This window comes from Lachnospiraceae bacterium JLR.KK002 (genome assembly GCA_036941025.1).
Lineage (GTDB): Bacteria > Bacillota > Clostridia > Lachnospirales > Lachnospiraceae > Petralouisia.
In genome coordinates, this window is sequence record JAYMNP010000001.1 from 4,103,218 (window position 1) to 4,128,710 (window position 25,493).

A 25,493-nucleotide genomic window follows, 5' to 3' on the forward strand; every position below is an offset into this window, starting at 1 on the left:
AAATTCAGAAAAACCGGTTCAGCAGTCCATCCAGAACCTGAAGTAAAACAGATAAAAATCCCCATCCCATGCTGAACATGGCCCACAGATAGAAAGCCAGTTCCATAAAAAGCCAGTTTCCTGTGAGAAACAGATACGGGACCAGCAGCAGAAGCAGAAGGCCGGCTGCTGTGGCCAGTAAAACGCCTGTGTATCCCAGATAAGTCAGTTTTCCCATATCTGCTCCATGAATATCCTTTTCACATTGCAGCAGGGTAAAAAAATGCTGATACAGGGTTTTTGCCCGAAAAGCCCGGATATATCTGTGGCCGCCCCGGAAACTTCGGTATTCACAGCCTGCGGCCAGAGCAACATAAACCCCTGCTATACACAATACCAGTCTTAATATTCTGAAAATCATATCTTAATCTCCTGGTTTTGAAAATGTAAAATCAGTCTGTTCTTTCAACAAACAGATGTGAATTTTTGTATTCATGTTCCAGCAGCCATTCTTTGATATCCAGTCCGCCTGCATAACCCACAAGGGAACCGTTGCTCCCAATGACCCGGTGACAGGGAATGATAATCATGATGGGGTTGCGGTTATTTGCCATACCCACCGCCCGACAGCCTTTTGGGTTTTCAACCTGTACTGCAATTTCTTTATAACTGCGCGTTTCCCCATAGGGAATGGTACATAAAGCCTGCCAGACTTTTTGCTGAAACAGAGTTCCGTCAGGATTCAGAGGAAGGTTAAAAGTTTTCCGCCTGCCCTGAAAATATTCGCCCAGTTGCATTTTGGCAGAGCGTATCAGAGGCGTGTCCTTCTGTTCGGCGGGAAAGTCCGCCGGAAGTTTTTCCGGGTCAGCAAGGCTCAGATGAGTCAGATGTCCGTCTTCTTCCTGAATCAGCATGGTGCCCTGCGGGGAGATATAATAATCGAAATATTTCATGGTTGCAGCCTTTCTTTTTTCAGATATAATAGTATGATAAGTATACAACAAATCTGTGAGAAACAAAAGGAGAACATACAAATGACAGTCCTGTTTTCCGGAAAGCCGGAGGAATGCAATATCCAAATCAGAAAACAGATGGAACAGCTTGCGGAGCCGGAATTTCAGCAGTTTACTTCGAAACTGCTGCCGGGAGTGGAGCATATTCTGGGGGTGCGTTTGCCCCTGCTGCGCAGAATGGCCCGGCAGATTGCAAAGGGAGACTGGAAGACATATTTCTGCCATGCTTCGGATGACAGTTATGAGGAAGTAATGCTGCAGGGCATGGTTGTGGGATATGCCAGAGGAGATTTGCAGGAAAAGAGGGAGTTTCTGGAAACATTTATTCCCAAAATAAATAACTGGTCGGTCTGTGACAGCGCATGTTCCACCATCAAACTGGCCAAAAGCCAGCCGGAGGAATTCTGGGAATTTCTGCAGCAGTACTTAAACAGCAGGGAGGAATTTCAGATTCGTTTTGGGCTGGTACAGCTTCTGGACTATTATGTAAATGAAACGTATCTTGAAAGAGTGCTGGAAGCGGTGCAGCAGGTGCAGCAGGAGGCTTATTATGTCAACATGGCACAGGCCTGGGTAATATCCATCTGCTACCGGGAGTTTCCGGAAGCAACACTGCCGGTTCTTAAGAAAAATACTCTGAATGATTTTACCCATAACAAGGCCATTCAGAAGATTACAGAGTCTCTGAAAGTGTCCGGGGAGAAGAAAGAGCTGGTGAAAACCCTGAGACGGCAGTAAATCTGATTTTACGGTTCTCTGCTCTGATAAGATATTTGTTTTTCATATTCGCCCGATTCCATTGACGATAAGGCCGTAAAACTTTATAATAAGCCCTGAGGCAGTTATACAGTCAGTTATATTATGAAAGAAAGAAGGTGACACAATGGTAGAATTAGACCAGTTCAAAACAACTTTGAACACCTACAAAGGACCATTAGTGGAAGTGAGGGATTCACTTTAACCTGGCAAATAAAGAAAAGAAAATCCAGGAACTGGAACGGGAAATGGAAGCCCCGGATTTTTGGGATAATACGGAGCTTTCCCAGATAAAAATGAAAGAGCTGAAAAGTCTGAAAGATGATGTGGAGACCTATGCACAGCTTTCCGGCCAGTACGAAGATATTGAGACCCTGCTGGAAATGGGCTATGAAGAGAATGATGCTTCTCTGATACCGGAAATTGAGGAGTCCCTGCAGGAGTTTGAAAGTACATTTGAAACTATCAGGATTAAGACATTGCTTTCCGGGGAATACGACGGGGAAAACGCCATTGTCTCTCTCCATGCGGGAGCGGGAGGAACGGAATCCTGTGACTGGAATTCCATGCTGTACCGGATGTATAAACGGTGGGCGGAAGACCGGGGATATGAGGTGGAAGTGCTGGATTCCCTGGACGGAGAGGAAGCGGGGATCAAATCCATTACCTTTGAGGTGCGGGGAGAAAATGCCTATGGGTACCTGAAATCCGAAAAAGGCGTGCACCGTCTGGTGCGGATTTCGCCGTTTAATGCAGCAGGCAAGAGGCAGACCTCTTTTGCTTCCTGTGATGTAATGCCGGATATTGAAAAGGATCTGGACATTGAAGTAAAAGACGACGAACTTCGGATTGACACCTACCGCTCCAGCGGGGCCGGCGGACAGCATATCAACAAGACCTCCTCTGCCATTCGGATTACTCATCTGCCCACAGGCATTGTGGTACAGTGTCAGAACGAGCGTTCTCAGCATATGAATAAAGATAAGGCCATGCAGATGCTGAAAGCGAAACTCTATCTGTTAAAACAGGAAGAAAACGAGAAAAAAGCAGCGGATATCCGGGGAGAAGTAACGGAAATTGGCTGGGGAAACCAGATTCGTTCTTACGTCATGCAGCCCTATACCATGGTAAAAGATCACCGTACCAATGCGGAAACAGGAAATGTGGACAGTGTGATGGACGGGAAGATTGATGTGTTTATCAATGCTTACCTGAAGTGGAAAAGTCTGGGAAAAACACAGTAACGGTTGTATCAGGCCCGCCGCCTTGCGGGCCTGCGGCTGTTTATGCACAGGGGCGCATAAGGAAACTGGCTGTTTACGCAGTATGTGCCCCGGGTACAGCAGGCAGGAGAAGAAACCTTTCCTGCCAGTCTGTGACAGAGTACAGGAGGAAGAAAAATGGGAATTATCAGAGCGGCAGTGCAGTCAGTGTCCGGAGGACTGGCAGACCAGTGGCTGGAAGTATATGAACCGGGAGACATGGGAGACAGAACGGTATTTACCAGAGGCGTCAGGACCAGGAAGGGCGAAAATGTAAAAGGAACCGATGATACGGTAAGTAACGGATCTGTAATCCATGTATATGACAATCAGTTTATGATGCTGGTGGACGGAGGGAAAATCGTAGATTATACAGCGGAACCAGGTTACTATAAGGTAGACGATTCGTCGCTGCCTTCCCTGTTTAACGGTCAGTTAAAGGATACGGTGAAGGAATCTTTTCAACGGGTAAAATTCGGCGGACAGACGCCCACCGTACAGAAGGTATTTTATATTAATCTGCAGGAAATCAAAGGGATAAAATTCGGCACCAGAAATCCTATTAATTATTTTGATAATTTTTACAATGCGGAGCTGTTTCTGCGGGCCCATGGGACTTATTCCATTAAAATCACAGACCCCATACGATTTTACGGGGAAGCAATTCCCAAAAATGAGGAGCAGGTGGAAATTGAAGATATCAACGAGCAGTACCTTTCAGAATTTCTGGAAGCCATGCAGTCTGCCATCAATCAGATGTCAGCCGACGGAATCCGTATTTCCCATGTAGCCTCCAAAGGACGGGAACTGGGAAAATATATGGCAGATACCCTGGATGAAGACTGGAACCGGATGCGCGGAATGGAAGTTCAGGCAGTGGGAATTGCCAGTGTTTCCTATGATGAAAAATCCACAGAACTGATTAATATGCGAAACGAAGGAGCCATGCTGGGCGATCCCACGGTACGGGAAGGATATCTGCAGGGGCATATGGCCCGTGGACTGGAAGCGGCAGGTTCGAATGCCAACGGAGCCATGGCCGGATTTATGGGAATGGGCGTTGGTATGCAGGCCGGAGGAAACGCCATGGGGGCGGCTTCCGCAGCCAATATGCAGCAAATGCAGATGCAGAATGCTCAGAACATGCAAAAGAGCCGGAACGGACAGCAGTTTCAGTCACAGCCTGCCCAAAATAAAGCTGGCTGGAGCTGTGAGTGCGGAGCGGTAAACAGCGGAAAGTTCTGCTCCGAGTGCGGAAAGCCTCAGCCGAAAAAGCCGGAAGAATGGACCTGCAAATGCGGCCATGTGAACCAGGGAAAATTCTGCTCCGAGTGCGGAGCGCCCAAGGCAGAACAGCCTGGCACATGGAGCTGCCAGTGCGGAGCGGTAAACAGCGGAAAGTTCTGTTCTGAGTGCGGAAAACCGGTACGGTAGAGAAACAGAAGATACAGGGAGAATACAAATGTCAGTAATCAGTTATAAATGTCCGAACTGCGACGGCGAACTGGTATTCCATCCGGGAACGCAGAAGTACAGGTGTGAATACTGTACTTCTGCGTTTTCGCAGGAAGAATTAAATCAGATGCAGCCTGAAACAGGGAAAGAAAAGCAGAAAAATGATTCATCCGGTGGGACCGGGAGCCAGGAAGGCAGCGTTTACAGCTGTCCCAGCTGCGGGGCTCAGGTTGTGACGGATGAAACCACCGCGGCGTCATTCTGTTACTATTGTCATAATCCGGTGGTGTTGTCCGGAAGGGTATCCGGGGAATTTATGCCCCATAAAATTATCCCTTTTGCCATTGATAAGGAACAGGCTACGGAAAAATTTCTGGAATATGTGCACAGTAAAAAATTTGTTCCGAGAGCATTTTTTAAAAAATGCCAGATGGACAAAATAACCGGTGTCTATTTTCCCTACTGGCTGGTGGATCTGGATTTGGAAGGAACATTGCAGGCGGAAGGAAAAAAGGTTCGGGAGTGGCGCGAAGATGATACAGAGTACACCGAGACAAAACTGTATTGGGTGGAACGGAGAGGGGACATCCATCTGGAGGATATCACAAGAAATGCACTGACAAAAGCAAACAATAAACTTTCTCTGGGGGTTCTGCCCTACGACGTGAGAAAAGCGCAGGACTTTCATATGGGGTATCTGTCGGGATTTCTGGCAGAAAAGCGTGATATAGAGCAGAGAGATCTGGAAATAAGCGTGAGGAAGGAGGCCGAAGAATATGGAGGGAAAATGCTTCGTGATACGGTTCACGGATACGATTCTCTGTCTGTAAAAAAAATAAATCTGGACTGTCGGCGGCAGAACTGGGAATATGTGTTCCTTCCCGTCTGGACAGTCACCTATGAAGGCAGAGACGGAAAGGTTTACTATTATTCCATGAACGGACAGAATGGAAAAGTATGCGGAGAACTCCCTGTTGACTATAAAAAAGTGTTTCTGTTCAGCGGCATGATTGCCCTGATTGTATTTCTGCTTGGACTGGCAGGAGGGTATTTCTTATGAATCAATACAGCTTATGTCCCGGTCAGAAGACGGGAAGAACAGGATATTTTAAGAGGAGGCACGGAAAAATACAGATACTGTCATGGATGTGTCTGGTACTCTGTCTGATGCTGCCTGTAAAAGTGCAGGCAACGGAGCCGGCAGTCACGGACCAGGCGGGAATTCTGACGGAAGAAGAGGTAGAGGCATATGAATCAGGACCTCAGGAAGATACCGGGAGAGCGGCAGATGGACAGGGGGATCAACGGAGCATTACAGACACAGAGCTGAAGATTGCAGCAGTGGCGGCGCTGATAGCCGGAGGCATTACCGCATGTAATATTATAATAAAATACCGGCTGCGATTTGGGGGTTACCGGTATCCCGTGGAAAAGAACGGCAGTTTAAAACTCCGTATCCGGGAGGATAGGCTGGTGAACCAGTTTGTCAGGAAACGGGATATATCCAAATGAAATTCCGGCAGCAGGAAATTTTAAAAACCGGTTGCATTCCCAAAACAAATGTGCTAATATCTTTCCTGTAAAAACAAATGTATTTCACAGAAATACAGACAACGGTGCGGCAGAGAGATTTTCTGAACTGCTGCATGTGGAGAAGGCCGGAGGGCACCATGGAGGAAAAGACGAAATATTTTGTGTTAAAGAAAAAGGCGGTTCCGGAAGTGCTTCTGAAAGTGGTGGAGGCAAAGCGTCTGCTGGAATCGGACCGGGCGGAATCCGTGCAGGAGGCCACAGAACTTGTGGGAATCAGCCGCAGTTCTTTTTACAAATACAAAGATGATATTTTTCCCTTTCATGACAACGCAAAAGGGAAAACCATCACAATGGTCATTCAGATGGATGATGAGCCGGGACTGCTCTCCCTGGTTCTTGGGATTGTGGCAGATTTCCATGCCAATATCCTGACCATTCATCAGAGTATTCCGGTAAATGGAGTGGCGTCTCTGACTTTAAGTGTGGACGTGCTCCCGGATACGAAAAATGTGTCCCAGATGATAGAAAATATTGAGCAGCAAAACGGGGTTCACTATGTAAAAATACTGGCAAGAGAGTGAAGGATGGGACAGTGAGAGTCTCAGAACTGTTGCGGATTATGAATATGCAGAATGGAGGAAACTATGATAAAGATTGCAATTTTAGGATACGGAACCATAGGCTCCGGGGTGGTGGAGGTGCTTAACACCAACCGGGAAAGCATTGCAAAACGTGCAGGAGATGAAATTGAGGTAAAATATATTCTGGATTTGCGGGATTTTCCGGGAGATCCCATGGAGAGAAAAGTAGTACATGACTATGATATCATTGCAAAAGACCCGGAAATCCAGGTAGTAGTGGAAGCCATGGGCGGCGTGGAACCGGCTTACACCTTTGTAAAGCAGGCTCTTCTGGCAGGAAAAAGCGTTACCACTTCCAATAAGGCGCTGGTGGCAAAACACGGAGCGGAACTGATTTCCATTGCCAGAGAACAGAGTATCAATTTTCTGTTTGAGGCAAGCGTGGGCGGCGGAATACCCATTATACGTCCTCTGAATTCTTCTCTGACTGCAGATGAAATTGAGGAAATCACCGGAATTTTAAACGGAACCACCAATTACATGCTGAGCAAGATGACCTTTGAAGGACTGGAATTTGACGATGTGTTAAAAGACGCCCAGTCCAGAGGCTATGCGGAAGCAGACCCCACTGCCGATATCGAAGGCTATGACGCCTGCCGGAAAATTGCAATTCTGACTTCTCTGGTATGCGGGCAGCAGGTGGATTTTGAGGAAATATATACGGAAGGAATTACAAAAATTACAGCAGCAGATATCCGTTATGCAAAAGCCATGGGCCGGGTAATCAAACTTCTGGCCACCAGCAGGAAAACAGAAGAAGGATACTGCGCCATGGTTGCGCCTTTTCTGTTGTCCCAGGAACACCCCCTCTACAATGTAAATGATGTGTTCAATGCAATTTTTGTCCATGGTAACGTGCTGGGAGACGCCATGTTCTATGGAAGCGGCGCAGGAAAACTTCCTACCGCCAGCGCGGTGGTTGCCGATATTGTGGATATTGCAAAGCATCTCCACAAGAATATCCTGATTTCCTGGAGTTCCCGGAAAATGGAGCTGGTGGACAGCAGGAAAGCCAAAAGCTGCTTTTTTGTGAGAAGCAGCGACAGTGAAGCAGAGATTCGAAATCTGTTCGGTGATGTGGAATTTGTGAAGGCAGAAGGCATATCCGGTGAGACAGGATTTCTGACAGAACAGATGACAGAAGAAGAATATGAGCAGAAAGCTGCGGGATTGAAGCACATTTTGCAGAGAATCCGCGTAGTGTAAAGCAGAGACAGAAAGGATTCATTATGAAATATGTGATTGTGCTGGGGGATGGAATGGCAGACCTCCCAATCGAAGAACTTCAGGGCATGACGCCCCTTCAATATGCCAAAACACCCTGTATGGACTGCCTTGCGGCAGCAGGAGAAATCGGAACTGTCCATACCATACCGGACGGAATGGCTCCCGGCAGCGATACGGCCAACCTGTCTGTGCTGGGATACGACCCGAAAATCTATTATTCGGGACGTTCTCCTCTGGAGGCTTTGAGTATCGGCGTGGACATGAAGCCCACGGACGTGTCCCTGCGCTGCAATCTGGTGACCCTGACCGAGGAAGAAGAACATTTTGAAGACAAAAAGATTCTGGACCACAGCTCCGGGGAGATTTCCACGGAGGACGCAGCTATTTTGCTGGAAGCGGTCAGAAAAGAACTGGAAACAGAGACATATCAGTTTTATGCGGGAACCAGTTACCGCCATCTGCTCATCTGGCAGCAGGGCCAGGTGATGGAACTGACTCAGCCCCATGATGTACTGGGCCAGACCATTGGACAGTACCTGCCTCAGGATGAAATGCTGCGGAACATGATGAAGAAAAGCTATGATATTCTGGTGAACCATCCCATCAACCTGGAGCGGAAGAAACAGGGGCTGAATCCGGCGAATTCCTGCTGGTTCTGGGGCGCCGGCACAAGGCCTTCCCTCTCGTCTTTCGAAGAGAAAACAGGGCTTAAGGGCGCTATGGTGTCAGCAGTGGATTTGCTGAAGGGAATTGCAGCGGGAGCCTCCATGAAGATAATTCAGGTGGAAGGGGCTAACGGCGGCCTTCACACCAATTACCGGGGAAAAGCCCAGGCTGCTGTGGATGTGCTGACAAAAGACAATTATGATTTTGTATATGTGCACGTGGAAGCACCGGATGAAATGGGCCATCAGGGCAGTGTGGAAAAAAAGATACAGGCCATTCAGTATCTGGATGAACAGGTGATTGCTCCCATAAAAGAAGGGCTGGAGCAGGCAGGGAAAGAATTCCGGCTGCTGATTCTTCCGGACCATCCCACCCCCATCCGCATCCGTACCCATACCGGCGACGACGTGCCCTATCTGTTGTATGACAGTACCGCGCCTCAGAAAAATACCTGGAAATATAACGAAAAAGAGGCGGCAGAAAGCGGCCATCATGTTTCCAGAGGATGCGAAATGACAGATTATCTGATTTCCGGAAAATGATGAAAAAAGTTTCAGGAGAACCCTATGTTAATAGTAAAAAAATTCGGAGGAAGCTCCGTAGCAGATAAAGAACGGATTTATCATGTGGCCCGGCGCTGCATGGAAGATTATCAGAAGGGAAATGACGTGGTGGTGGTACTGTCTGCCATGGGAAAGACTACGGACCGCCTGCTGGAGATGGCCAGGGATATCAATCCCAATCCATCCCGGCGGGAACTTGATATGCTTCTGACAACAGGAGAGCAGACGTCCGCTGCCCTGATGGCCATGGCCATGGGAGCCCTTGGCGCGCCCTCTGTTTCTCTGAACGCCTTTCAGGTGGGAATGCATACATCTTCCAGATATGGAAATGCCCGTTTTAAGAAAATAGATACCCGGCGTATCCGCCACGAACTGGAAAACCGGAAAATTGTGATTGTCACAGGCTTCCAGGGAGTGAATAAATACGAGGATGTTACCACGCTGGGCCGGGGTGGTTCCGATACTACCGCAGTGGCCCTGGCGGCGGTGCTTCACGCGGACGCCTGTGAAATCTATACGGATGTGGAAGGGGTATATACTGCTGACCCGCGGATTGTGCCCAGTGCCAGAAAAATTCCGGAAATTACCTATGATGAAATGCTGGAGCTGGCAACGCTGGGGGCCAAAGTGCTCCACAACCGTTCCGTGGAAATGGCAAAAAAATATGGTGTACAGCTGGTGGTTCGTTCCAGTCTGAATAATGCCGAGGGAACCATTGTAAAGGAGGAGACAGACATGGAAAGTATGCTTGTCAGCGGAGTTGCGGTAGATAAAAATACAGCCAGAATCGCAGTTTTCGGAGTAAAGGACGTGCCGGGAATTGCCTTTAAAATATTTGATTTGCTGGCCAGACATAATATCAATGTAGATATTATTCTGCAGTCCATCGGACGGGAAGGCACGAAAGATATTTCTTTTACGGTGGCCAGGGACGACGCTGCCGAAACCGTTGCCATACTGGAAGAACATAAGAACCGGATAACCGCCAGGGAAATCAGAGTAAATGACACCGTAGCAAAGGTATCCATTGTGGGAGCCGGTATGCAGTCCAATCCCGGCGTGGCCTCCCGGATGTTTGAGGCCCTCTACAATGCCGGCATTAATATCCGCATGATTGCCACATCAGAAATCCGCATAACGGTGCTGATTAATGAAGAAGATGTGGATAAGGCCATGCGGGCGGTGCATGACCAGTTTATTGAGGAGTAATCTGCTGTTACAGATGAAAATCTTTTAATAAGTCCACGTGAAACAGCAGTAACAGCAGATTTTTGACGATAAAGTTTGCAATTACAATGACGAGGGCAGCCCACACGTATCCGTCCCGATATTTCATACCGATATTCAGCCGGCGTCCCGAAACCCGTGCAATGGTCTGACTGATTAAAAACCAGCCGCCCACAACAGCAGTGTAAAGAACCAGAGGATGACAGATAAAAGAGGTGAGAAATTCACCTCGCAGAAGGCTGATGACAGCTCTGGTTCCGCCGCAGCCGGGACAGTAGATTCCCAGCGTGCTTTTCACCAGACATGGTACCAGCAGGCTGGTAAAAAGGCCGGGGAACAGCCGGTAAAACATCCACAGCAAACACGATATGGCAAGTAATGCCCAGCCCGTATAAAACAGGGCAGTTTCTTCTTTTTCCCGTTGTCTCATAAATATTATCCTTATAAATCATGTATTGTATGTTTCTTATAAAGCCTGCGACAGTTCAGACAGCGCCTTTGTTATGAAACCTTAGTATAATCTCTTTTTTCCCGTTTGTCAAAAAGTAAAGAGTATGGTATAATATGCCTTGAGGAGGGACCCAACGTTTGCCTTGAGGAGGGACCCAACGTTTGCCTTGAGGAGGGACCCAACGTTTGCCTTGAGGAGGGACCCAACGTTTGCCTTGAGGAGGGACCCAACGAAGTTGGGAGGAGACCTGAAGGCAGTTGGGAGGAGACCTGAAGGCAGTTGGGAGGAGACCTGAAGGCAGTTGGGAAGAGACCTGAAGGCAGCCAGGAGGGCTCCTGAGTACGAAAAAGTTATGTACCGCGCAGCGGTTTACAAAAACGGAGTGAAAGAGAGGTGTTTATATGGCAGGAGCAATCGGAGGAATCGGCGGTTACGGTTATAATAATTATGGAAATTATGACAGTAACCGGGATGGAAGGAACGGAATTCAGAAAAGCAGTGAAAATATGGGGAACACCGGAATGTCCGGAGCGGGCAGAACCGGAAGAAATTATGAAGCGGACGGTGTATACTGGGATCGGGAAAGCGAAGACGATTCCGTGAAAAAAAACGGAGAGAAATGCCAGACCTGTGCAAAGCGCAGGTATCAGGACGGCTCCAATGAAAATGTTTCCTTTAAGGCGGCAGCTCATATTTCTCCTGAGGCGGCAGGCAGTGCAGTGCGGGCTCACGAGGGAGAGCATGTTTCCAATGCATATACAAAGGCGGCCCAGAATGACGGGAAAGTGGTCAGGGCTTCTGTGAGTATTCATACATCGGTCTGTCCGGAATGCGGGAAGACCTATGTGTCCGGGGGAACAACCTCCACCAGTATCAAATATCCGGCAGATCCCTATGAAAAGAGCCGGAAAATACTGGGAGGAGAGGACGCAAAAGGGAAAAATATTGATTATGCAGCATAAACCAGTGTGAAGATGACAAAGGAGGTTTTCATTATGGCGAAGAAACGTAAAATGGCAGCTATGCTTCTTCTGATGTTCTGTTTTGTTTCCGTGGGGGTTCTGGCAACTCCGCATAGTGTATATGCGAAGAAAATCAACAGTATGAAAGAGGCGGAGAAGCTGGCCAGGAAAAAAGTGAAAAATGCAACCATAGTAGAATCAGACAAAGATTATGAAAAGGGAGTGCTGATTTATGAAATTGAAATGGTAAAAGGCACCAAGGAATATAATCTTACTTACCGGGCTTCCGACGGAAAGCTGATTGAGTATGGATGGGAACAGCATAAGCTCGACCGTTCCAGCAGGAAGAAAAAAATGAGCGAGAGCAAATGCAGGAGCCTTGCACAGAAGAAAGTTCCCGGCGCATCCATCACCAGTATCCGTCTGAAATATGACGATGGGATTGACCAGTATAAGGTTAAGATGAAAAAAGGGAATAAGAAGTATGAACTGGAATATCATGCAAGAACCCGTGAACTGATTGGGTATGAATGGAAAGAGGAAATCAAGCCCAAACAGAGTAACAATAACTATATTGGGGCTGAAAAGGCAAAACAGATCGCCCTGTCGAAGGTACCCGGCGCAACGGTAATCAAGGTGGAATTTGACAAAGACGACGGAGTACCCCTTTATGACGTGGAACTGATCAAAGATGAATTTGAATATGACATTGAAATTCATGCAGTAACAGGGGAAATACTGGATTTTGATCAGGATTACAGAGATTAAATATTACCATGAAAGACGTGTTTCGCACTGGTGCGGAAGTAAGTTGTAATGCAGAGCATGTACGACTGCTTCCGTGCAGGTGCGAAATTGTATAAATAAGGAAATATCAGGGGGTGGGGAAATATGAAAAAAAGAATTACGGTATGGTTCCTGTGTCTCTGCCTGCTTCTGGCAGGAATGCCCCTTCAGGTACTGGCCGATGAAGGGGAACAGAAAATTCAGGAAGAACTGCAGCAGGATGTGAACCGTAAGCAGGCAGATAAAACAGAGGCGGAAATGCCCCTTCAGGAACAGGATAAATTGCAGCAGAAAGAAAAATATACTGAAAAAAGTCTCCTGGAAAACCCTGCTTTTTCCTGTACGCAGGAATTTCCTCAGCAGGGAGTCAGAGTCACCCTGTCTGCAGAGGCAGGTGTTGTTCCAAAAGACGCCCAGATTCAGATTACGCCTGTGCCGGAAGAAGACGTCAGACAGATGGAAGATGTTATGTTCCGGAAACTGGAGGAGCGGGAGCGTCAGAAAAAGGAGCGTTCCGTTTTTGACATGTATGCAAAGCTGCAGCCTTCCCTGGAACAGCAATATTTCTTTGATGTGACTATTACATATACGGATTCAGAGGGAAATCCGCAAATTTTTGAACCGGGAGAAAACCAGACCGTTCAGATGGCCATCGAAAATATAGATTTACAGCCTGCGCTGGAAGATGAAATGAAGGCTGTGGGCCTGTTTCATCTCTCCGGCGAATCAGAAGCCCCGGAACGGACTTCCCCAAACATAAGAGGGAGGAATTCTGAGTCAGAAACACAGGGCACAGAACTTATATCAGACCATGTTGTGACAGAAGAAAACAGGATTGTTTTTCAGGCGGAACATTTTTCCTCTTATGGCGTTGCAGTTGTAAGTTACCGGGCGGTGGCGGACGAGGCCATGATTACTGCTGAGAAAAAGGCCTGGGATATCATCAATACCTATGCAGACCCGGCGTATTTTCTGGAAGACCCGGAGAGAAAGGATATGACAGAAGCTCAGTACCTGGAGCTGCAGCAGGCGGCTGCAGGGGCTGTCGCAGGCTGTGTCAGCGATTATGAGAAAATCAGAGCAATCACTGCTTTTGTATCGGACAGGACTTACTATGACTATCCCTGGTATGAAAAAGTCAGTGACATACTCTACATCAGGCCTTATGATGTATATATACAGAGACGGACGGTTTGCAGCGGTTACGCCCTTCTGACCCGGACGCTTATGAATGCGGCGGGGATTCCATGTATGTATATAGGAGGGGAAGATCACGCCTATAATGCCGCTTACGACAGCAATCAGAAAAAGTGGATTTTTCTGGATACTACCTGGTGCAGCTGGAACCGCTATACGGTAGACGGAATCTGGGAATATGGCGGCTACGGTTTCAGCCGCTTTGATTTAACACCGGAGGAAATCGCAGAATTATCTAACCACGAAGTATATGGAGTAGACGGACTGCTGGACGGAGTGGAGAATTCAGCTTATTATACCCTGGAGACAGAACAGGATGAGGTGCTGTGGAAAAACTGTAACTGGTATTATTCTTTTTCAGGAGCCAGGGTGCCAAAGGTAAAATGTGTGAGCAGCTTTGCCGGCTTTGAAGTGACGAAAGTTTCCCATTATAAATTATGGGAAAATTCTGTGTTGGAGGAGCTGGATTTGTCTGCCCTTTCCCTGGAAAAACTGGAAATGCATACTTTTTATGAGTGTGAAAAGCTGCAGACAGTAAAGTTTCCGGGAACGCTGAAAGAAATAGAGGACAGCGTATTTGCAGGCTGCAGTTCCCTGAAAAAGCTGGATTTATCCGCTACCCGGATAACGGAACTGAAAGAGGGGACCCTGAATGGCTGCAGCGGCCTGCGGTCTGTGAAAACGCCGGCTACGCTGACAAAGCTGCATAAAAATGTGTTTTCCGGATGTAAAAAATTGTCGGAGGTGGATTTGTCCGAATCCGTACTGACAAAGGTGGATGACAGAACTTTTGGATGGCTTCCCAGGTTAAAAACAGTAAAGTTACCCTCTACGGTGGAAACCCTGGGAGAATGCGCATTTTACAGTTGCCCTTCGTTAAAAAATATCACCATGCCGGAACATCTCAAAAAGATAGAGGAGTTTGCGTTTGGAGAATGTACCGCGTTGCAAAAGGTATCCCTGTCGAAGACAAAGCTGTCAAAGATTGGGAAAAACGCCTTTTACGGATGTACGTCCCTGCAAACCGTGTATATGCCCAAAACCCTGAAACGGATAGAAACCTCAGCTTTCGGCGATTGTAAAGCCCTGCGGGAAGTGGATTTGTCCAAAACAAAAGTATCTGCTCTGGGAAGCCATGCATTCAGTGACTGTACGTCCCTGCAAACCGTTGCACTGCCGTCTGCGCTGAAAAAGGTGGGAGAGCGGGCCTTTATCATATACAATCCGAAAAAACTGAAAAAGACCGTTGTAATTACGCCCCTTTCCGCCGGAAAAATCGGCCTGAAAGAAGACGGGAAGTTCAGGTGGTACGGGCGTCAGGTAGATATTTGTAAAAAGTCGTACCGGATTAAATTTAAAGGCAATGGGGCCACATCCGGAAGTATGGAGCCAATGCTTTGCGGTATGGGAGTGAAATACACTCTGAGAAAGAATAAATATGTAAGAAAGGGATACGTTTTTCAGGGATGGAATACCAGAAAGAACGGAAAGGGAACTTCTTATAAAAACAAAGGCTCTGTGAAGAATCTGACCAGTAAAAACGGAAAAACAGTTACTTTATATGCTCAGTGGAAAAAGGGCAGAAAATAGCAGAAATTAACGACGTACCCGGCAGAAACGGGTAAATAATGAAATCACAGTGATAAGAAAACAGAAATGGAGCGTAGGAAGATATGGAACGAACATCAGCGGAATTAAAAAGACTGGCAAGGGAGAAACTGACAGGCCACTGGGGGCTGGCCATTGGGGCGACACTGTTGATGAGCCTGATTGCAACGGCGGTTCTGATACCCTTTTATGTGCTGTTTCTGTTCAGCGGAGGGGGAACGGTGCAGTTTATCGCATATATGCTGGCAGTGCTGTTTGTGCATGTTATTGTCATGATTATGCAGTGCGGAATTACCAGAATGCTTCTGGGATTTGCGCGGAATCAGGATTCGGAGCTTGGTATGCTGTTTGGAGAATTTACCAGAAGGCCGGACCGCTATATTCTGGCCACCCTGATGATATTCGGAATTGATTTGCTCTGCGTTCTGCCGGGAAGTATCTGCTGGTCCGTAGGAATTCTGCAGGGGAGTGTACTGGCAAATATCATTGGATTTGTTCTGTATCTGGCGGGGACCGTGATTCTGATACCGATAGTCCTGCGCTTTAATCTGACGTTCTTTCTGCTGGTGGACAACACCCGGATGGGAGCATTGGAGGCTCTCCGGGAGAGCAGCCGTCTGATGGATGGAAATAAAGGCCGGATGTTTTATCTGTATCTGACCTTTATCGGATGGAGCCTGCTGGGCATGTGTTCCTGCGGGCTGGGAATGCTCTGGATTACACCTTATATGAATCAGACCATGATCAATTTTTATCTGGATGTAACGGGAGAACTGGACCGGATGGAAAAATCAGAATCAGGTGCCGAATTTTTCGAATAGAATCAGGTGCTGTCGCAAAATGCAGCTTATATACAATATTGCGACAGCACCTGTACTTTTTCAAATGCAGTTTTTTGCCGCGCTGAGGAACATGTCATATTCTTCCATGGAATGACTGTTCCCGTTGCGGTCGTCGAATCTGGCGGAAATTTCCCTGGCCTCTTTTCCGAAATATTCTGCCAGCATTTCCGTCTCATAACAGTCGTCTTCCCGCTGCCAGGGCTGACTGCCCGGAAGGGAAATACGCACTGTTTTCCTGCCGCTTTTCATCAGACTGCGCATCATAATCTCCGCGCCGGTGGAAAATTCCATTTTATCCAGCGGTACCGTGGACTGCATCTGAACAGGCGCTTCCTTTTGAAAAAAGCTCCAGGCCTTATTCTGGTCCGTCATAGCCAGATAAACCATGGTATCTGCGAAGTAGGGGTTATTCATGTGGTATTTTTTGCAGAGACGCTGCAAACCCTCATAATAAGGCGCGGCTGCTTCCAGATCCTGTCTGCGTACTGCATAACAGTACAGAAGCCGGCCGTACTCATAGATAAGCTGGCTGGATTCCGGAAATTTTCTCTCCAGCATCCGGGTCACCCGAAGCAGCGTGTCCAAATCATCGTACCAGCAGGCCAGCTCTGCAATAAAATCCAGGCAGCTGGCATTTTTGTGATTTTCAGTCCGGCAGAGAGTCTTAAAATCTTTCAGGTTCTGCATGGTGCGCTCTTTGTCGTCAATCTGCCGGTACAGCCTGGCGGAAGCCATGTAATAAGAGAACAGAGCATAACCGTATTTCAGACAGAATTCTTTGTATTTTTCCAGATATCTTTCCATATCGGCCACCGGAATCTGATAGAAGAAGTCAGCGCAGGCCACCATTTCTGAAAAAAGGTCCTGCACCGTATCCGTTGCGTCCATAAAACTGCAGTCCGGCATCCGAATGTTCGGCTGTTCTTCGAAAATTTTCAGTATTTCCGGAAAAATCAGGTAAAGCTGAAGTAAATATGTATCCGCTTCCCTGCTGGCATTGGCGTATTCACAGCGGAAATACAGCATATAGGGATAGTCTTTTGCCAGATCCGCCTGCCATATAGCCTGCCGGATGGCGGACAGCCGGGCCTCTCCCGGATTCTGTTTCTGATATTCCTGAATTAATTCTGTGGGCTGAAACATTTGCCTGCCTCCTTTTACAGCATATCATAAAAATCATAGGGACTGGATGAATCGGGATATCCCAGTTCCTGCATCATATCTTCGATATAATTGAAATAACCTTCCAGACCGCCGAACTGTACCATTAAAGTAAAGAAAGAATACATTAAAATGAGAAAACCACAGATTATGCCGATAATGCCCAGGACCAGCCCGGCTTTGGCGTAACTGTTGGTATGCATTTCTCCCCCTCTGGAAAGCAGGGCAAATATAATGGCAAGGGAACCGAAAATAATGGCGGGATACACGCAGCAGCTCATAACCAGCCCCAGAATACCCATGACCAGAGAGGCTACGGACATGCCTGCGGAGCGCATCTCCAGGTAAGATTTATTTGATTCGTAATCCATAACAGACCTCCTTGCATATTTTTCGGATGCTTCTGTTATTGTAGCATGGACAGGTGAAAAACACAAATATATTTTCTTGAAAGGCTGCTGCAAATTCGATATAATGGAGAGCAAAAAGAATAAAACATAAAGAATGAAACATTAAGGAGAGTTACCCATGGATATTATTGCAAAATTAGCGGAGGAGCTGAACATCCGCAGGCAGCAGGCAGAAGCTGCGGTAAAACTGATTGACGAAGGAAATACCATTCCTTTTATTTCCAGATACCGGAAGGAAGCTACCGGAGCCTTAAATGACGAAGTGCTCCGCAATCTGTTTGAACGCCTGACATATCTTCGCAATCTGGAGGATAAAAAAGAACAGGTACTGTCCGGCATTGAGGAACAGGGAAAACTGACGGAAGAGTTAAAGCAGCAGATTCTCTCTGCGGAAACCCTGGTGGCAGTGGAAGATTTATACCGTCCGTACCGGCCGAAACGGAGAACCAGGGCGACTATTGCAAAGGAAAAGGGACTGGAGCCGCTGGCCAATATCATTCTGCTGCAGATGACAAAAGAAAGTCCGGAAACGGAAGCAGAGCCTTTTGTGAGCAGTGAAAAAGGGGTGGAAACTCCTGCTGATGCCATTGCCGGAGCCATGGATATTCTGGCGGAAAATATTTCCGACGAGGCAGATTACCGGAAATACATCCGGGATATTACCATGAAGACCGGAAAAATTATCTCAACAGCCAAAGACCCGGAGAAAGAGTCGGTCTATGAGATGTATTATGAATTTGAGGAGGGTCTGGCAAAGCTGGCGGGCCATCGCATTCTGGCTCTGAACCGGGGAGAATCGGAAAAAATACTCACTGTAAAAATTGAGGCTCCCACAGAACGGATTTTACAGTATCTGGAGAAAAAGATAATTACCAGAGACAACCCAAATACCACGCCTGCATTGAAAGCAGCGGCGGAAGACAGTTACAAACGGCTGATTGCTCCGGCCATTGAGCGGGAAATCCGCAATGAGCTGACGGAACGGGCGGAGGACGGAGCTATCCGGGTATTTGGAAAGAATCTGGAACAGCTTCTGATGCAGCCGCCCATTGCGGGAAAAATAGTGCTGGGCTGGGACCCGGCCTTCCGTACCGGGTGTAAGCTGGCGGTGGTGGATTCCACAGGAAAGGTGCTGGACACAACGGTTATTTATCCCACAGCCCCCCAGAACAAAGTGGAAGAATCCAAAGCAGTTCTGAAAAAACTCATTCAGAAATATGGAATTTCCCTGATTTCTGTGGGCAATGGAACTGCTTCCAGAGAATCGGAAATGATTATTGTGGATTTGTTAAAAGAACTTCCGGTTCCCGTACAGTATGTGATTGTAAATGAAGCCGGAGCTTCCGTATATTCCGCCAGCAAGCTGGCTACAGAAGAATTCCCCAATTTTGACGTGGGGCAGCGAAGTGCGGCCTCCATTGCAAGGCGTCTCCAGGACCCGCTGGCAGAGCTTGTGAAAATTGACCCGAAATCCATTGGAGTAGGACAGTACCAGCATGATATGAATCAGAAAAAATTAAGCGACGCCCTGGGGGGCGTGGTGGAGGACTGCGTCAATAAGGTAGGCGTGGATTTGAATACCGCCTCAGCCTCCCTGCTGGAGTACATTTCCGGCATTTCAAAAGTAATTGCCAGAAATATTGTGGCCTACCGGGAAGAAAACGGCAGATTCCTGACCCGTGCACAGCTTTTAAAGGTGGCCAAACTGGGGCCGAAAGCATACGAACAGTGCGCAGGTTTTATGCGTATCAGCAATGGGAAAAACCCTCTGGACGGCACCAGCGTCCATCCGGAAAGCTATGACGCCACATTAAAACTGCTGGACAGGCTGGGCTATAAGCCGGAAGAAATCCAGGAGGGGAAACTGGCCGGAATTTCCAAAAAAATTACAGATTACAAAAAGCTGGCGGCAGAACTGGAGCTGGGTGAGATGACATTGCAGGATATTGTAAAAGAACTGGAAAAGCCGGCGCGGGACCCCAGAGACGATATGCCCAAACCCATTCTGCGCAATGATGTGCTGGAGATGAAAGACCTGGCTCCAGGTATGATTCTCAAAGGAACTGTGCGGAATGTGATTGACTTCGGAGCCTTTGTGGATATCGGCGTTCATCAGGATGGACTGGTACATATTTCCCAGATGACGGAGCGTTATATCAGACACCCGCTGGAAATAGTCAGCGTGGGAGATATCGTGGAAGTGAAAGTTATGAGCGTGGATTTGCAGAAAAAGAGAATCCAGCTCACCATGAAAATCTGATGACAGGGAAACCTCAGGCTTCCCTGTCACAAAATCTGACACATACTAAAATATGTCAGTTGACAGAATGTTCAGCCAGGAGTAGAATAAGACCGTAAATTAAATAAAGTTCTTCAGGGCAGGGTGACTTTCAGAAGGTTTACAGATAATTCCGGAAAGAATTCCCGACCGACGGTGATACCCCTCAGAGGGCAAGTCCGTGAGCCGCAGGGCATGATTTGGTGAGAATCCAAAACCGACAGTACAGTCTGGATGGGAGAAGAAGATTGTGTTTTATTATGCATGTGGTTTTTATGTGCCCTGAATCTTTGGATTCAGGGCTTTTTTCTCTTACAGGAAATACCGTGTTACTGTGAAGTGCTAAAGTATATAGATTTCCTATAAGAGAAAGCCCTCCGGGCGGGATGCGCAGCTCGCGGAGAGGAAATTTATTGCCAGGCAGTCCGCTCGCGCGCGGCAAAGCGCCCAGCTCCTTCAAGAATGAGGGATTCAGGGAGCCCCTGCGGACCTGTCGCAGAAAGGAGAAATTAATGATGAATACCATGAATACCGCAACTTTAGGAAAGCAGACAAAGCAGAGGGATATCTGGAAACTGACCATGACAGCCATGCTGTCGGCCATTGCTTTTATACTGATGTTTCTGGAATTTTCCGTACCGGTTATGCCTTCTTTCATAAAAATGGATTTATCGGAGCTTCCGGCTCTGGTGGGGGCTTTTGCCATGGGGCCCGTGAGCGGAATGCTCATTTGCCTGATTAAGAACCTGCTTCATCTGTTTATGACCACCACCGGAGGCGTAGGGGAACTTTCCAATTTTATTCTGGGCGCCAGCTTTGTGGTTCCTGCAGGACTGGTTTACCGGAAATGGAAAGGCAGAAAAAGCGCTGTTGCCGGAGCTGTTGCAGGTGCGGTGCTGATGGCGGTAATCAGTATTTTTTCCAATTATTTCATCGTATATCCGGTGTACTATAATTTTATGCCCAAAGAAGCCATTCTGGCGGCATATCAGGTGATTTTTCCGGGAGTAAAAGATATTTTTCAGTGCCTGATTGTATTTAACGCACCCTTTACCTTTGTCAAGGGAATATTCAGCGTGGCAATTACCATGTTAATTTACAAGCCTCTGTCTCCCTTTTTAAAAGGAGCATACAGAAAATAAAATCAGGAGAATAAGAAATGCAGCAGAACAGGATGAAAACGCCGGAAGACTATATGAGCCAGGTGCTGGATCTGGCCAGACAGGGAGAGGGGAAAGTATCCCCCAATCCCATGGTGGGCTGTGTGGTGGTGAAAAACGGAAAAATAATTGCCGCAGGCTATCATGAGCAGTATGGGGGATTTCATGCGGAGCGGAACGCTTTAAATAACTGTCAGGAAAATCCGGAAGGGGCAGAGCTTTATGTAAATCTGGAGCCATGTTGCCATTATGGAAAAACGCCTCCCTGTACGGAGATTATCATAGAAAAAAAGATTCGGAAGGTATATGTGGGCTGTCCGGATTCCAATCCCAAAGTAGCGGGAAAGGGCGTCCGGATACTACGGGAACATGGTATCGCGGTGGAAACCGGAATTCTGGAGCAGGAATGCCGGGCGCTGAACGAAGTGTTCTTTCACTATATGGAGCAGAACATGCCCTTCGTAGCCATGAAATATGCCATGACGCTGGACGGGAAAATTGCCTGTGAAACCGGGGATTCCAAATGGGTGACCGGAGAGGAAGCCAGGGCATATGTGCAGTGTCTGCGCAACCGTTACCGGGGAATTATGGCCGGAATCGGCACGGTGCTGGCGGATGATCCCATGCTGAACTGCCGCATGGAAGGCGGCCGGAATCCGGTGCGGATTATCTGTGATTCCAGGCTGCGGATTCCTTTGGACAGCCGGATTGTGAGAACAGCGTCTGAAATAGAAACAATTGTTGCCTGGAATCCCAAAGCGGCCGCAGGAGAAGGAAGGCGGACAGAAGAAACGGTAAAAAAACTGGAGCAGCAGGGGGTACGTCTGCTGGAAGTTCCGATAAGTCCGGAAAAAGAACAGAAGAATCAGTTAGACCTTTCCTGGCTGCTGCAGAAACTGGGGGAGCGCGGCATTGACAGTATTCTTCTGGAAGGGGGAGGAACTCTGAACGCCTCTGCCCTGCAGGCGGGGCTGGTGCAGCGGGTCTATGGTTTTATTGCCCCGAAGCTGGTGGCGGGAGCTGAAGCCAGATCTCCGGTGGAAGGCAGAGGTATTCCCAGAATGGAAGATGCGGTGGAGCTTGAGCAGACAGAGGTGATGAAGTATGGAAAAGATTTGTGTATCACAGGCAGGATTGGAGGAACAGCATGTTTACCGGAATTGTAGAAGAAACAGGAGAAATCTGTGAAATAAAAAAAGGAACTCTTTCTGCCCGTATCAAAGTCCGGTGCCGGAAAGTACTGGAAGGAACGAAGGTGGGGGACAGTATTGCAGTCAACGGAATCTGTCTGACCGTGACTTCCCTTGCAGCGGACGGTTTTACCGCAGATGTGATGGCGGAAACCATGCGCCGCAGCAGCCTGTCGGAGATAAATGTCCCCGGAACAGTAAATCTGGAGCGGGCCATGGCGGCGGACGGGAGATTCGGCGGACATATGGTAGCCGGACATATTGACGGGACCGGAAGGGTAACCGGAATCCGGCAGGAGGAAAACGCAGTCTGGTATACCATAGCAGCAGAGCCGGAACTGTTACGGTATATTGTAGAGAAAGGTTCCGTGGCGCTGGACGGAATCAGCCTGACCGTGGCGAAGGTAACGGACGGGGATTTTCAGGTATCGGTGATTCCCCATACCCGCCAGGAAACAGCGCTGACGGAAAAGAAAACAGGCAGTACCATCAATATTGAGTGCGATATAATTGGAAAATACGTGGAAAAACTTTTATCCGTTCCAAAAGAAACAAAACAGGAAAGCAGAATTACAGAAAACTTTCTGATGGAACATGGATTTTTCTGATTATGAAACAACACACAGGGAGGAAAAAGAAAATGAGCAAGCAAACTGACACGGTCGAACAGGCCATTGAGGACATCAGACAGGGGAAAATCGTGATGGTAATTGACGACCCGGACCGGGAAAACGAAGGAGACTTTATCTGCGCTACGGAATTTGCCACACCGGAAAATATTAATTTTATGGCAACTCACGGAAAAGGCTTAATCTGTATGCCCATGAGTAAAGAACTCTGCCAGAAACTTGGATTAAAGCAGATGGTGGAACAGAATACCGATAACCATCAGACCGCATTTACCATATCTATTGACGGGATACATACAGAGACAGGAATTTCAGCTTTTGAACGCTCGGAAACAGCTATGGCAGCCATGAAAGATGATGCAAAGCCGGAAGACTTCCGGAAACCGGGCCATATGTTTCCGCTGGAATCCAGAGAAGGAGGCGTTCTGAAGCGTACCGGCCATACGGAAGCTACGGTAGATCTGGCAATTCTGGCCGGCCTGAAACCCAGCGGGCTGTGCTGTGAAATCATGCGGGAAGACGGAACCATGATGCGCACCACAGAGCTTCTGGAACTGGCGGAAAAATTTCAGATGACGGTGATTACCATAGCAGACCTGGTGCGCTACCGTATGGAGCTGGACAGTCTGGTACATCAGGAAGCTCATGCAAAGCTGCCCACCAGATACGGAGAATTTGAAATATACGGTTATGTCAACAAACTGAACGGAGAACATCATGTGGCCCTGACCATGGGAGATGTTGCCAATGGGGAGCCCGTGCTGTGCCGGGTACATTCCGAGTGCCTGACCGGAGATGTGTTTGGCTCCGACCGCTGCGACTGCGGCGAACAGCTGGACGCAGCCATGAAAGCCATTTCGGAAGAAGGCCGGGGGATTCTTCTGTACATGCGGCAGGAAGGCCGGGGAATCGGCCTGATTAATAAATTAAAAGCATACGAGCTGCAGGAAAAGGGCCTCGACACGGTGGAAGCCAACGTGGAACTGGGCTTTGCCCCGGATTTGCGGGACTACGGGATTGGCGCCCAGATTCTCCATGACCTTGGAGCGGAGAAACTCCGGCTGCTCACCAATAATCCGAAGAAAATCACCGGGCTTTCCGGTTATGGCATTTCCATCGAAGAACGGGTGCCCATCCAGATGCCGGCGAAAAAAACAGACGTTTTTTATCTGAAAACAAAACAGAGCAAAATGCAGCACATGACGGATTATTAAAATCCGAATCAGTATCATATCAAAAAGAAAAGAGGAAAAGTAATGAGAGTATTGGAAGGAAATGTAGTAGCAAACGGAACCAGAGTGGGAATTGTGGCATCCAGATTTAATGAATTTATCGTGTCAAAGCTGGTAAGCGGCGCACAGGACGCTTTGCTTCGCCACGGGGTAAAAGATGACGATATTACCCTGGCATGGGTGCCGGGTTCCTTTGAGATTCCCCTGACCGCTCAGAAAATGGCAGAGTCGGGAAATTACGACGCAGTAGTTTGCCTTGGAACCGTAATTAAAGGCGCCACAAGCCATTACGACCATGTGTGTGCGGAAGTCAGCAAAGGTGTGGCTACGGTAGGATTGAAGACCGGAATCCCCACTATTTTCGGCGTTGTCACTACGGACAATATAGAACAGGCTATTGAACGCTCCGGAACCAAAGCCGGAAATAAAGGTTATGATGCGGCATGTGCTGCCATCGAAATGGTAAATCTTATTCAGAACATGAAATAAAAAATCGGGATTCATTTTGTACCAAAAGGGCCTGCCGCCTCTGGCAGCACAGGCCCTTTTGACAACTGAATCAAATCAAAAGTTCTGCTAATCCGTTCCCTCAAAAATTTCAGCGAGAGTCATTGTGATATGGGGAAAGCCCTTAAGGATCACAGAAATTTCCGGATTGTAATCCATATCATCTTCGTCTTTCTGCAAAATGTAACTGTACTTCAGCTTGTACGCTCCGTCTTCCAGATAATAGATTTCCAGGGCTCCCTGCCGGGAGATAATCCAGTATTCTTCCACACCGGCTTTCTCATAAGCCTCTTTTTTGGCAGTTTTATCTTTCAGAGCAGTGGAGGGGCTTAATGTTTCTGCAATAAATTTCGGAACGCCGCTGTAGCTGCCGCCTTTTAAATGTTTTCTGTCGCAAATCACCATAATATCAGGAATTACATAGTCGTCATTTTCTTCCGGATGGTATTTGAAATCCAGATTTTCCATAAAGACCTGACAGAGACTGTTCTTTAATCCCTGTTTTAAAATGGCAAAAACATTGCCGTTGATTACGCCATGTCTGTAATTGGGAGAAGGCGGCATATCATAAATGATTCCGTCCATTTTCTCCTGTTTTCTGCGGTTCTGTGCGAATGATGGCATTTTTTCACGTCCCTTCCAAATAGTAACTGTATTTTAGCATATCACATGAATCAGGACAGGGGCGCTCTGCTTTATATGGGCGTTCATCCTGAAACATATTGACGGTTTCCCCTTTCCTCTGTAAAATGGGATTA

25 protein-coding genes and 1 riboswitch are annotated in these 25,493 nt (G+C 47.7%); of the genes, 19 read left to right on the forward strand and 6 right to left on the reverse strand.

Annotated features, from left to right (window positions below):
• Positions 1 to 4: 4 nt before the first annotated feature.
• Together VSQ32_19905 and VSQ32_19910 are read right to left on the reverse strand one after the other, a co-directional pair.
• Positions 5 to 400: a hypothetical protein gene (locus VSQ32_19905; GenBank protein MEH2945046.1), complete on the reverse strand. Its 396-nt coding sequence runs from the start codon at positions 398 to 400 to the stop codon at positions 5 to 7.
• Positions 401 to 431: 31 nt separating this feature from the next.
• Positions 432 to 932, reverse strand: coding sequence for a methylated-DNA--[protein]-cysteine S-methyltransferase (locus VSQ32_19910; GenBank protein MEH2945047.1), 501 nt, complete (start codon positions 930 to 932; stop codon positions 432 to 434).
• 81 nt (positions 933 to 1,013) lie between these two features.
• Here VSQ32_19910 and VSQ32_19915 point away from each other — a divergent pair, with 81 nt between their 5' ends.
• The 9 genes from VSQ32_19915 to VSQ32_19955 all read left to right on the forward strand — a co-directional run bounded on the left by VSQ32_19915 (position 1,014) and on the right by VSQ32_19955 (position 10,304).
• A complete protein-coding gene (locus VSQ32_19915; GenBank protein ID MEH2945048.1) occupies positions 1,014 to 1,730 on the forward strand; it encodes a DNA alkylation repair protein in 717 nt (238 codons plus the stop codon).
• Between the two features lie 145 nt (positions 1,731 to 1,875).
• Positions 1,876 to 2,992 (forward strand): peptide chain release factor 2 gene (gene prfB, locus VSQ32_19920; protein MEH2945049.1). Its coding sequence is split into 2 segments (ribosomal slippage): positions 1,876 to 1,950 and positions 1,952 to 2,992, totalling 1,116 coding nucleotides; the frame shifts between segments, so codons are not numbered across the junction.
• A 156-nt stretch (positions 2,993 to 3,148) separates the two neighbouring features.
• On the forward strand, positions 3,149 to 4,444 hold the full coding sequence (locus VSQ32_19925) for an SPFH domain-containing protein (protein ID MEH2945050.1): 1,296 nt from the start codon (positions 3,149 to 3,151) through the stop codon (positions 4,442 to 4,444).
• Positions 4,445 to 4,472: 28 nt separating this feature from the next.
• Entirely contained in the window at positions 4,473 to 5,525 is a 1,053-nt protein-coding gene (locus VSQ32_19930) for a TFIIB-type zinc ribbon-containing protein (protein ID MEH2945051.1), read from the forward strand.
• Positions 5,522 to 5,977: a hypothetical protein gene (locus VSQ32_19935; GenBank protein MEH2945052.1), complete on the forward strand. Its 456-nt coding sequence runs from the start codon at positions 5,522 to 5,524 to the stop codon at positions 5,975 to 5,977. The genes VSQ32_19930 and VSQ32_19935 overlap by 4 nt, the downstream gene beginning before the upstream one ends.
• A 158-nt stretch (positions 5,978 to 6,135) precedes the next feature.
• Positions 6,136 to 6,579 carry an ACT domain-containing protein gene (locus VSQ32_19940; GenBank protein MEH2945053.1) on the forward strand — a complete coding sequence of 148 codons (444 nt, stop codon included), beginning with the start codon at positions 6,136 to 6,138 and terminating at the stop codon, positions 6,577 to 6,579.
• Positions 6,580 to 6,642: 63 nt separating this feature from the next.
• A complete protein-coding gene (locus VSQ32_19945; GenBank protein ID MEH2945054.1) occupies positions 6,643 to 7,845 on the forward strand; it encodes a homoserine dehydrogenase in 1,203 nt (400 codons plus the stop codon).
• A gap of 23 nt (positions 7,846 to 7,868) precedes the next feature.
• Entirely contained in the window at positions 7,869 to 9,074 is a 1,206-nt protein-coding gene (locus VSQ32_19950; GenBank protein ID MEH2945055.1) for a cofactor-independent phosphoglycerate mutase, read from the forward strand.
• 24 nt (positions 9,075 to 9,098) lie between these two features.
• Positions 9,099 to 10,304 (forward strand): aspartate kinase, encoded by a 1,206-nt coding sequence (locus tag VSQ32_19955; GenBank protein ID MEH2945056.1) that lies wholly within the window; start codon positions 9,099 to 9,101, stop codon positions 10,302 to 10,304.
• Positions 10,305 to 10,311: 7 nt separating this feature from the next.
• Here the strand turns inward: VSQ32_19955 and VSQ32_19960 are convergent, their stop codons facing one another.
• Entirely contained in the window at positions 10,312 to 10,752 is a 441-nt protein-coding gene (locus VSQ32_19960; protein MEH2945057.1) for a DUF2752 domain-containing protein, read from the reverse strand.
• Positions 10,753 to 11,174: 422 nt separating this feature from the next.
• Here VSQ32_19960 and VSQ32_19965 point away from each other — a divergent pair, with 422 nt between their 5' ends.
• The 4 genes from VSQ32_19965 (at position 11,175) to VSQ32_19980 (ending at position 16,147) form a co-directional block, all read left to right on the forward strand.
• Positions 11,175 to 11,735, forward strand: coding sequence for a hypothetical protein (locus VSQ32_19965; GenBank protein ID MEH2945058.1), 561 nt, complete (start codon positions 11,175 to 11,177; stop codon positions 11,733 to 11,735).
• Between the two features lie 33 nt (positions 11,736 to 11,768).
• On the forward strand, positions 11,769 to 12,503 hold the full coding sequence (locus VSQ32_19970; GenBank protein MEH2945059.1) for a PepSY domain-containing protein: 735 nt from the start codon (positions 11,769 to 11,771) through the stop codon (positions 12,501 to 12,503).
• Positions 12,504 to 12,626: 123 nt separating this feature from the next.
• Complete coding sequence (locus VSQ32_19975; GenBank protein ID MEH2945060.1) at positions 12,627 to 15,308, forward strand: leucine-rich repeat protein; 2,682 nt, start codon at positions 12,627 to 12,629, stop codon at positions 15,306 to 15,308.
• Between the two features lie 83 nt (positions 15,309 to 15,391).
• A complete protein-coding gene (locus tag VSQ32_19980; protein ID MEH2945061.1) occupies positions 15,392 to 16,147 on the forward strand; it encodes a DUF975 family protein in 756 nt (251 codons plus the stop codon).
• 60 nt (positions 16,148 to 16,207) lie between these two features.
• Here VSQ32_19980 and VSQ32_19985 read toward each other — a convergent pair whose 3' ends face one another.
• On the reverse strand, positions 16,208 to 17,311 hold the full coding sequence (locus VSQ32_19985; protein ID MEH2945062.1) for a hypothetical protein: 1,104 nt from the start codon (positions 17,309 to 17,311) through the stop codon (positions 16,208 to 16,210).
• Positions 17,312 to 17,325: 14 nt separating this feature from the next.
• Complete coding sequence (locus VSQ32_19990) at positions 17,326 to 17,700, reverse strand: DUF4190 domain-containing protein (GenBank protein ID MEH2945063.1); 375 nt, start codon at positions 17,698 to 17,700, stop codon at positions 17,326 to 17,328.
• 157 nt (positions 17,701 to 17,857) lie between these two features.
• On the opposite strand from VSQ32_19990, the gene VSQ32_19995 reads away from it, so the two are divergent.
• The 6 genes from VSQ32_19995 (at position 17,858) to ribE (VSQ32_20020) (ending at position 24,717) form a co-directional block, all read left to right on the forward strand.
• Complete coding sequence (locus VSQ32_19995; protein ID MEH2945064.1) at positions 17,858 to 19,999, forward strand: Tex family protein; 2,142 nt, start codon at positions 17,858 to 17,860, stop codon at positions 19,997 to 19,999.
• A gap of 105 nt (positions 20,000 to 20,104) precedes the next feature.
• A riboswitch (FMN riboswitch) is annotated at positions 20,105 to 20,267 on the forward strand.
• A gap of 265 nt (positions 20,268 to 20,532) precedes the next feature.
• Positions 20,533 to 21,159, forward strand: coding sequence for an ECF transporter S component (locus tag VSQ32_20000; GenBank protein ID MEH2945065.1), 627 nt, complete (start codon positions 20,533 to 20,535; stop codon positions 21,157 to 21,159).
• A gap of 17 nt (positions 21,160 to 21,176) precedes the next feature.
• A complete protein-coding gene (gene ribD / locus VSQ32_20005) occupies positions 21,177 to 22,343 on the forward strand; it encodes a bifunctional diaminohydroxyphosphoribosylaminopyrimidine deaminase/5-amino-6-(5-phosphoribosylamino)uracil reductase RibD (GenBank protein ID MEH2945066.1) in 1,167 nt (388 codons plus the stop codon).
• A complete protein-coding gene (gene ribE, locus VSQ32_20010; GenBank protein MEH2945067.1) occupies positions 22,325 to 22,975 on the forward strand; it encodes a riboflavin synthase in 651 nt (216 codons plus the stop codon). Before ribD ends, ribE (VSQ32_20010) begins: the two co-directional genes overlap by 19 nt.
• Positions 22,976 to 23,007: 32 nt before the next feature.
• Positions 23,008 to 24,210 carry a bifunctional 3,4-dihydroxy-2-butanone-4-phosphate synthase/GTP cyclohydrolase II gene (locus tag VSQ32_20015; protein ID MEH2945068.1) on the forward strand — a complete coding sequence of 401 codons (1,203 nt, stop codon included), beginning with the start codon at positions 23,008 to 23,010 and terminating at the stop codon, positions 24,208 to 24,210.
• A 42-nt stretch (positions 24,211 to 24,252) separates the two neighbouring features.
• Positions 24,253 to 24,717, forward strand: coding sequence for a 6,7-dimethyl-8-ribityllumazine synthase (gene ribE, locus VSQ32_20020; protein MEH2945069.1), 465 nt, complete (start codon positions 24,253 to 24,255; stop codon positions 24,715 to 24,717).
• Between the two features lie 87 nt (positions 24,718 to 24,804).
• On the opposite strand, the gene VSQ32_20025 is transcribed toward ribE (VSQ32_20020), so the two are convergent.
• The gene (locus tag VSQ32_20025; GenBank protein MEH2945070.1) at positions 24,805 to 25,359 is read right to left on the reverse strand and encodes a Uma2 family endonuclease; all 555 of its coding nucleotides are present in this window, start codon (positions 25,357 to 25,359) and stop codon (positions 24,805 to 24,807) included.
• Positions 25,360 to 25,493: the final 134 nt, after the last annotated feature.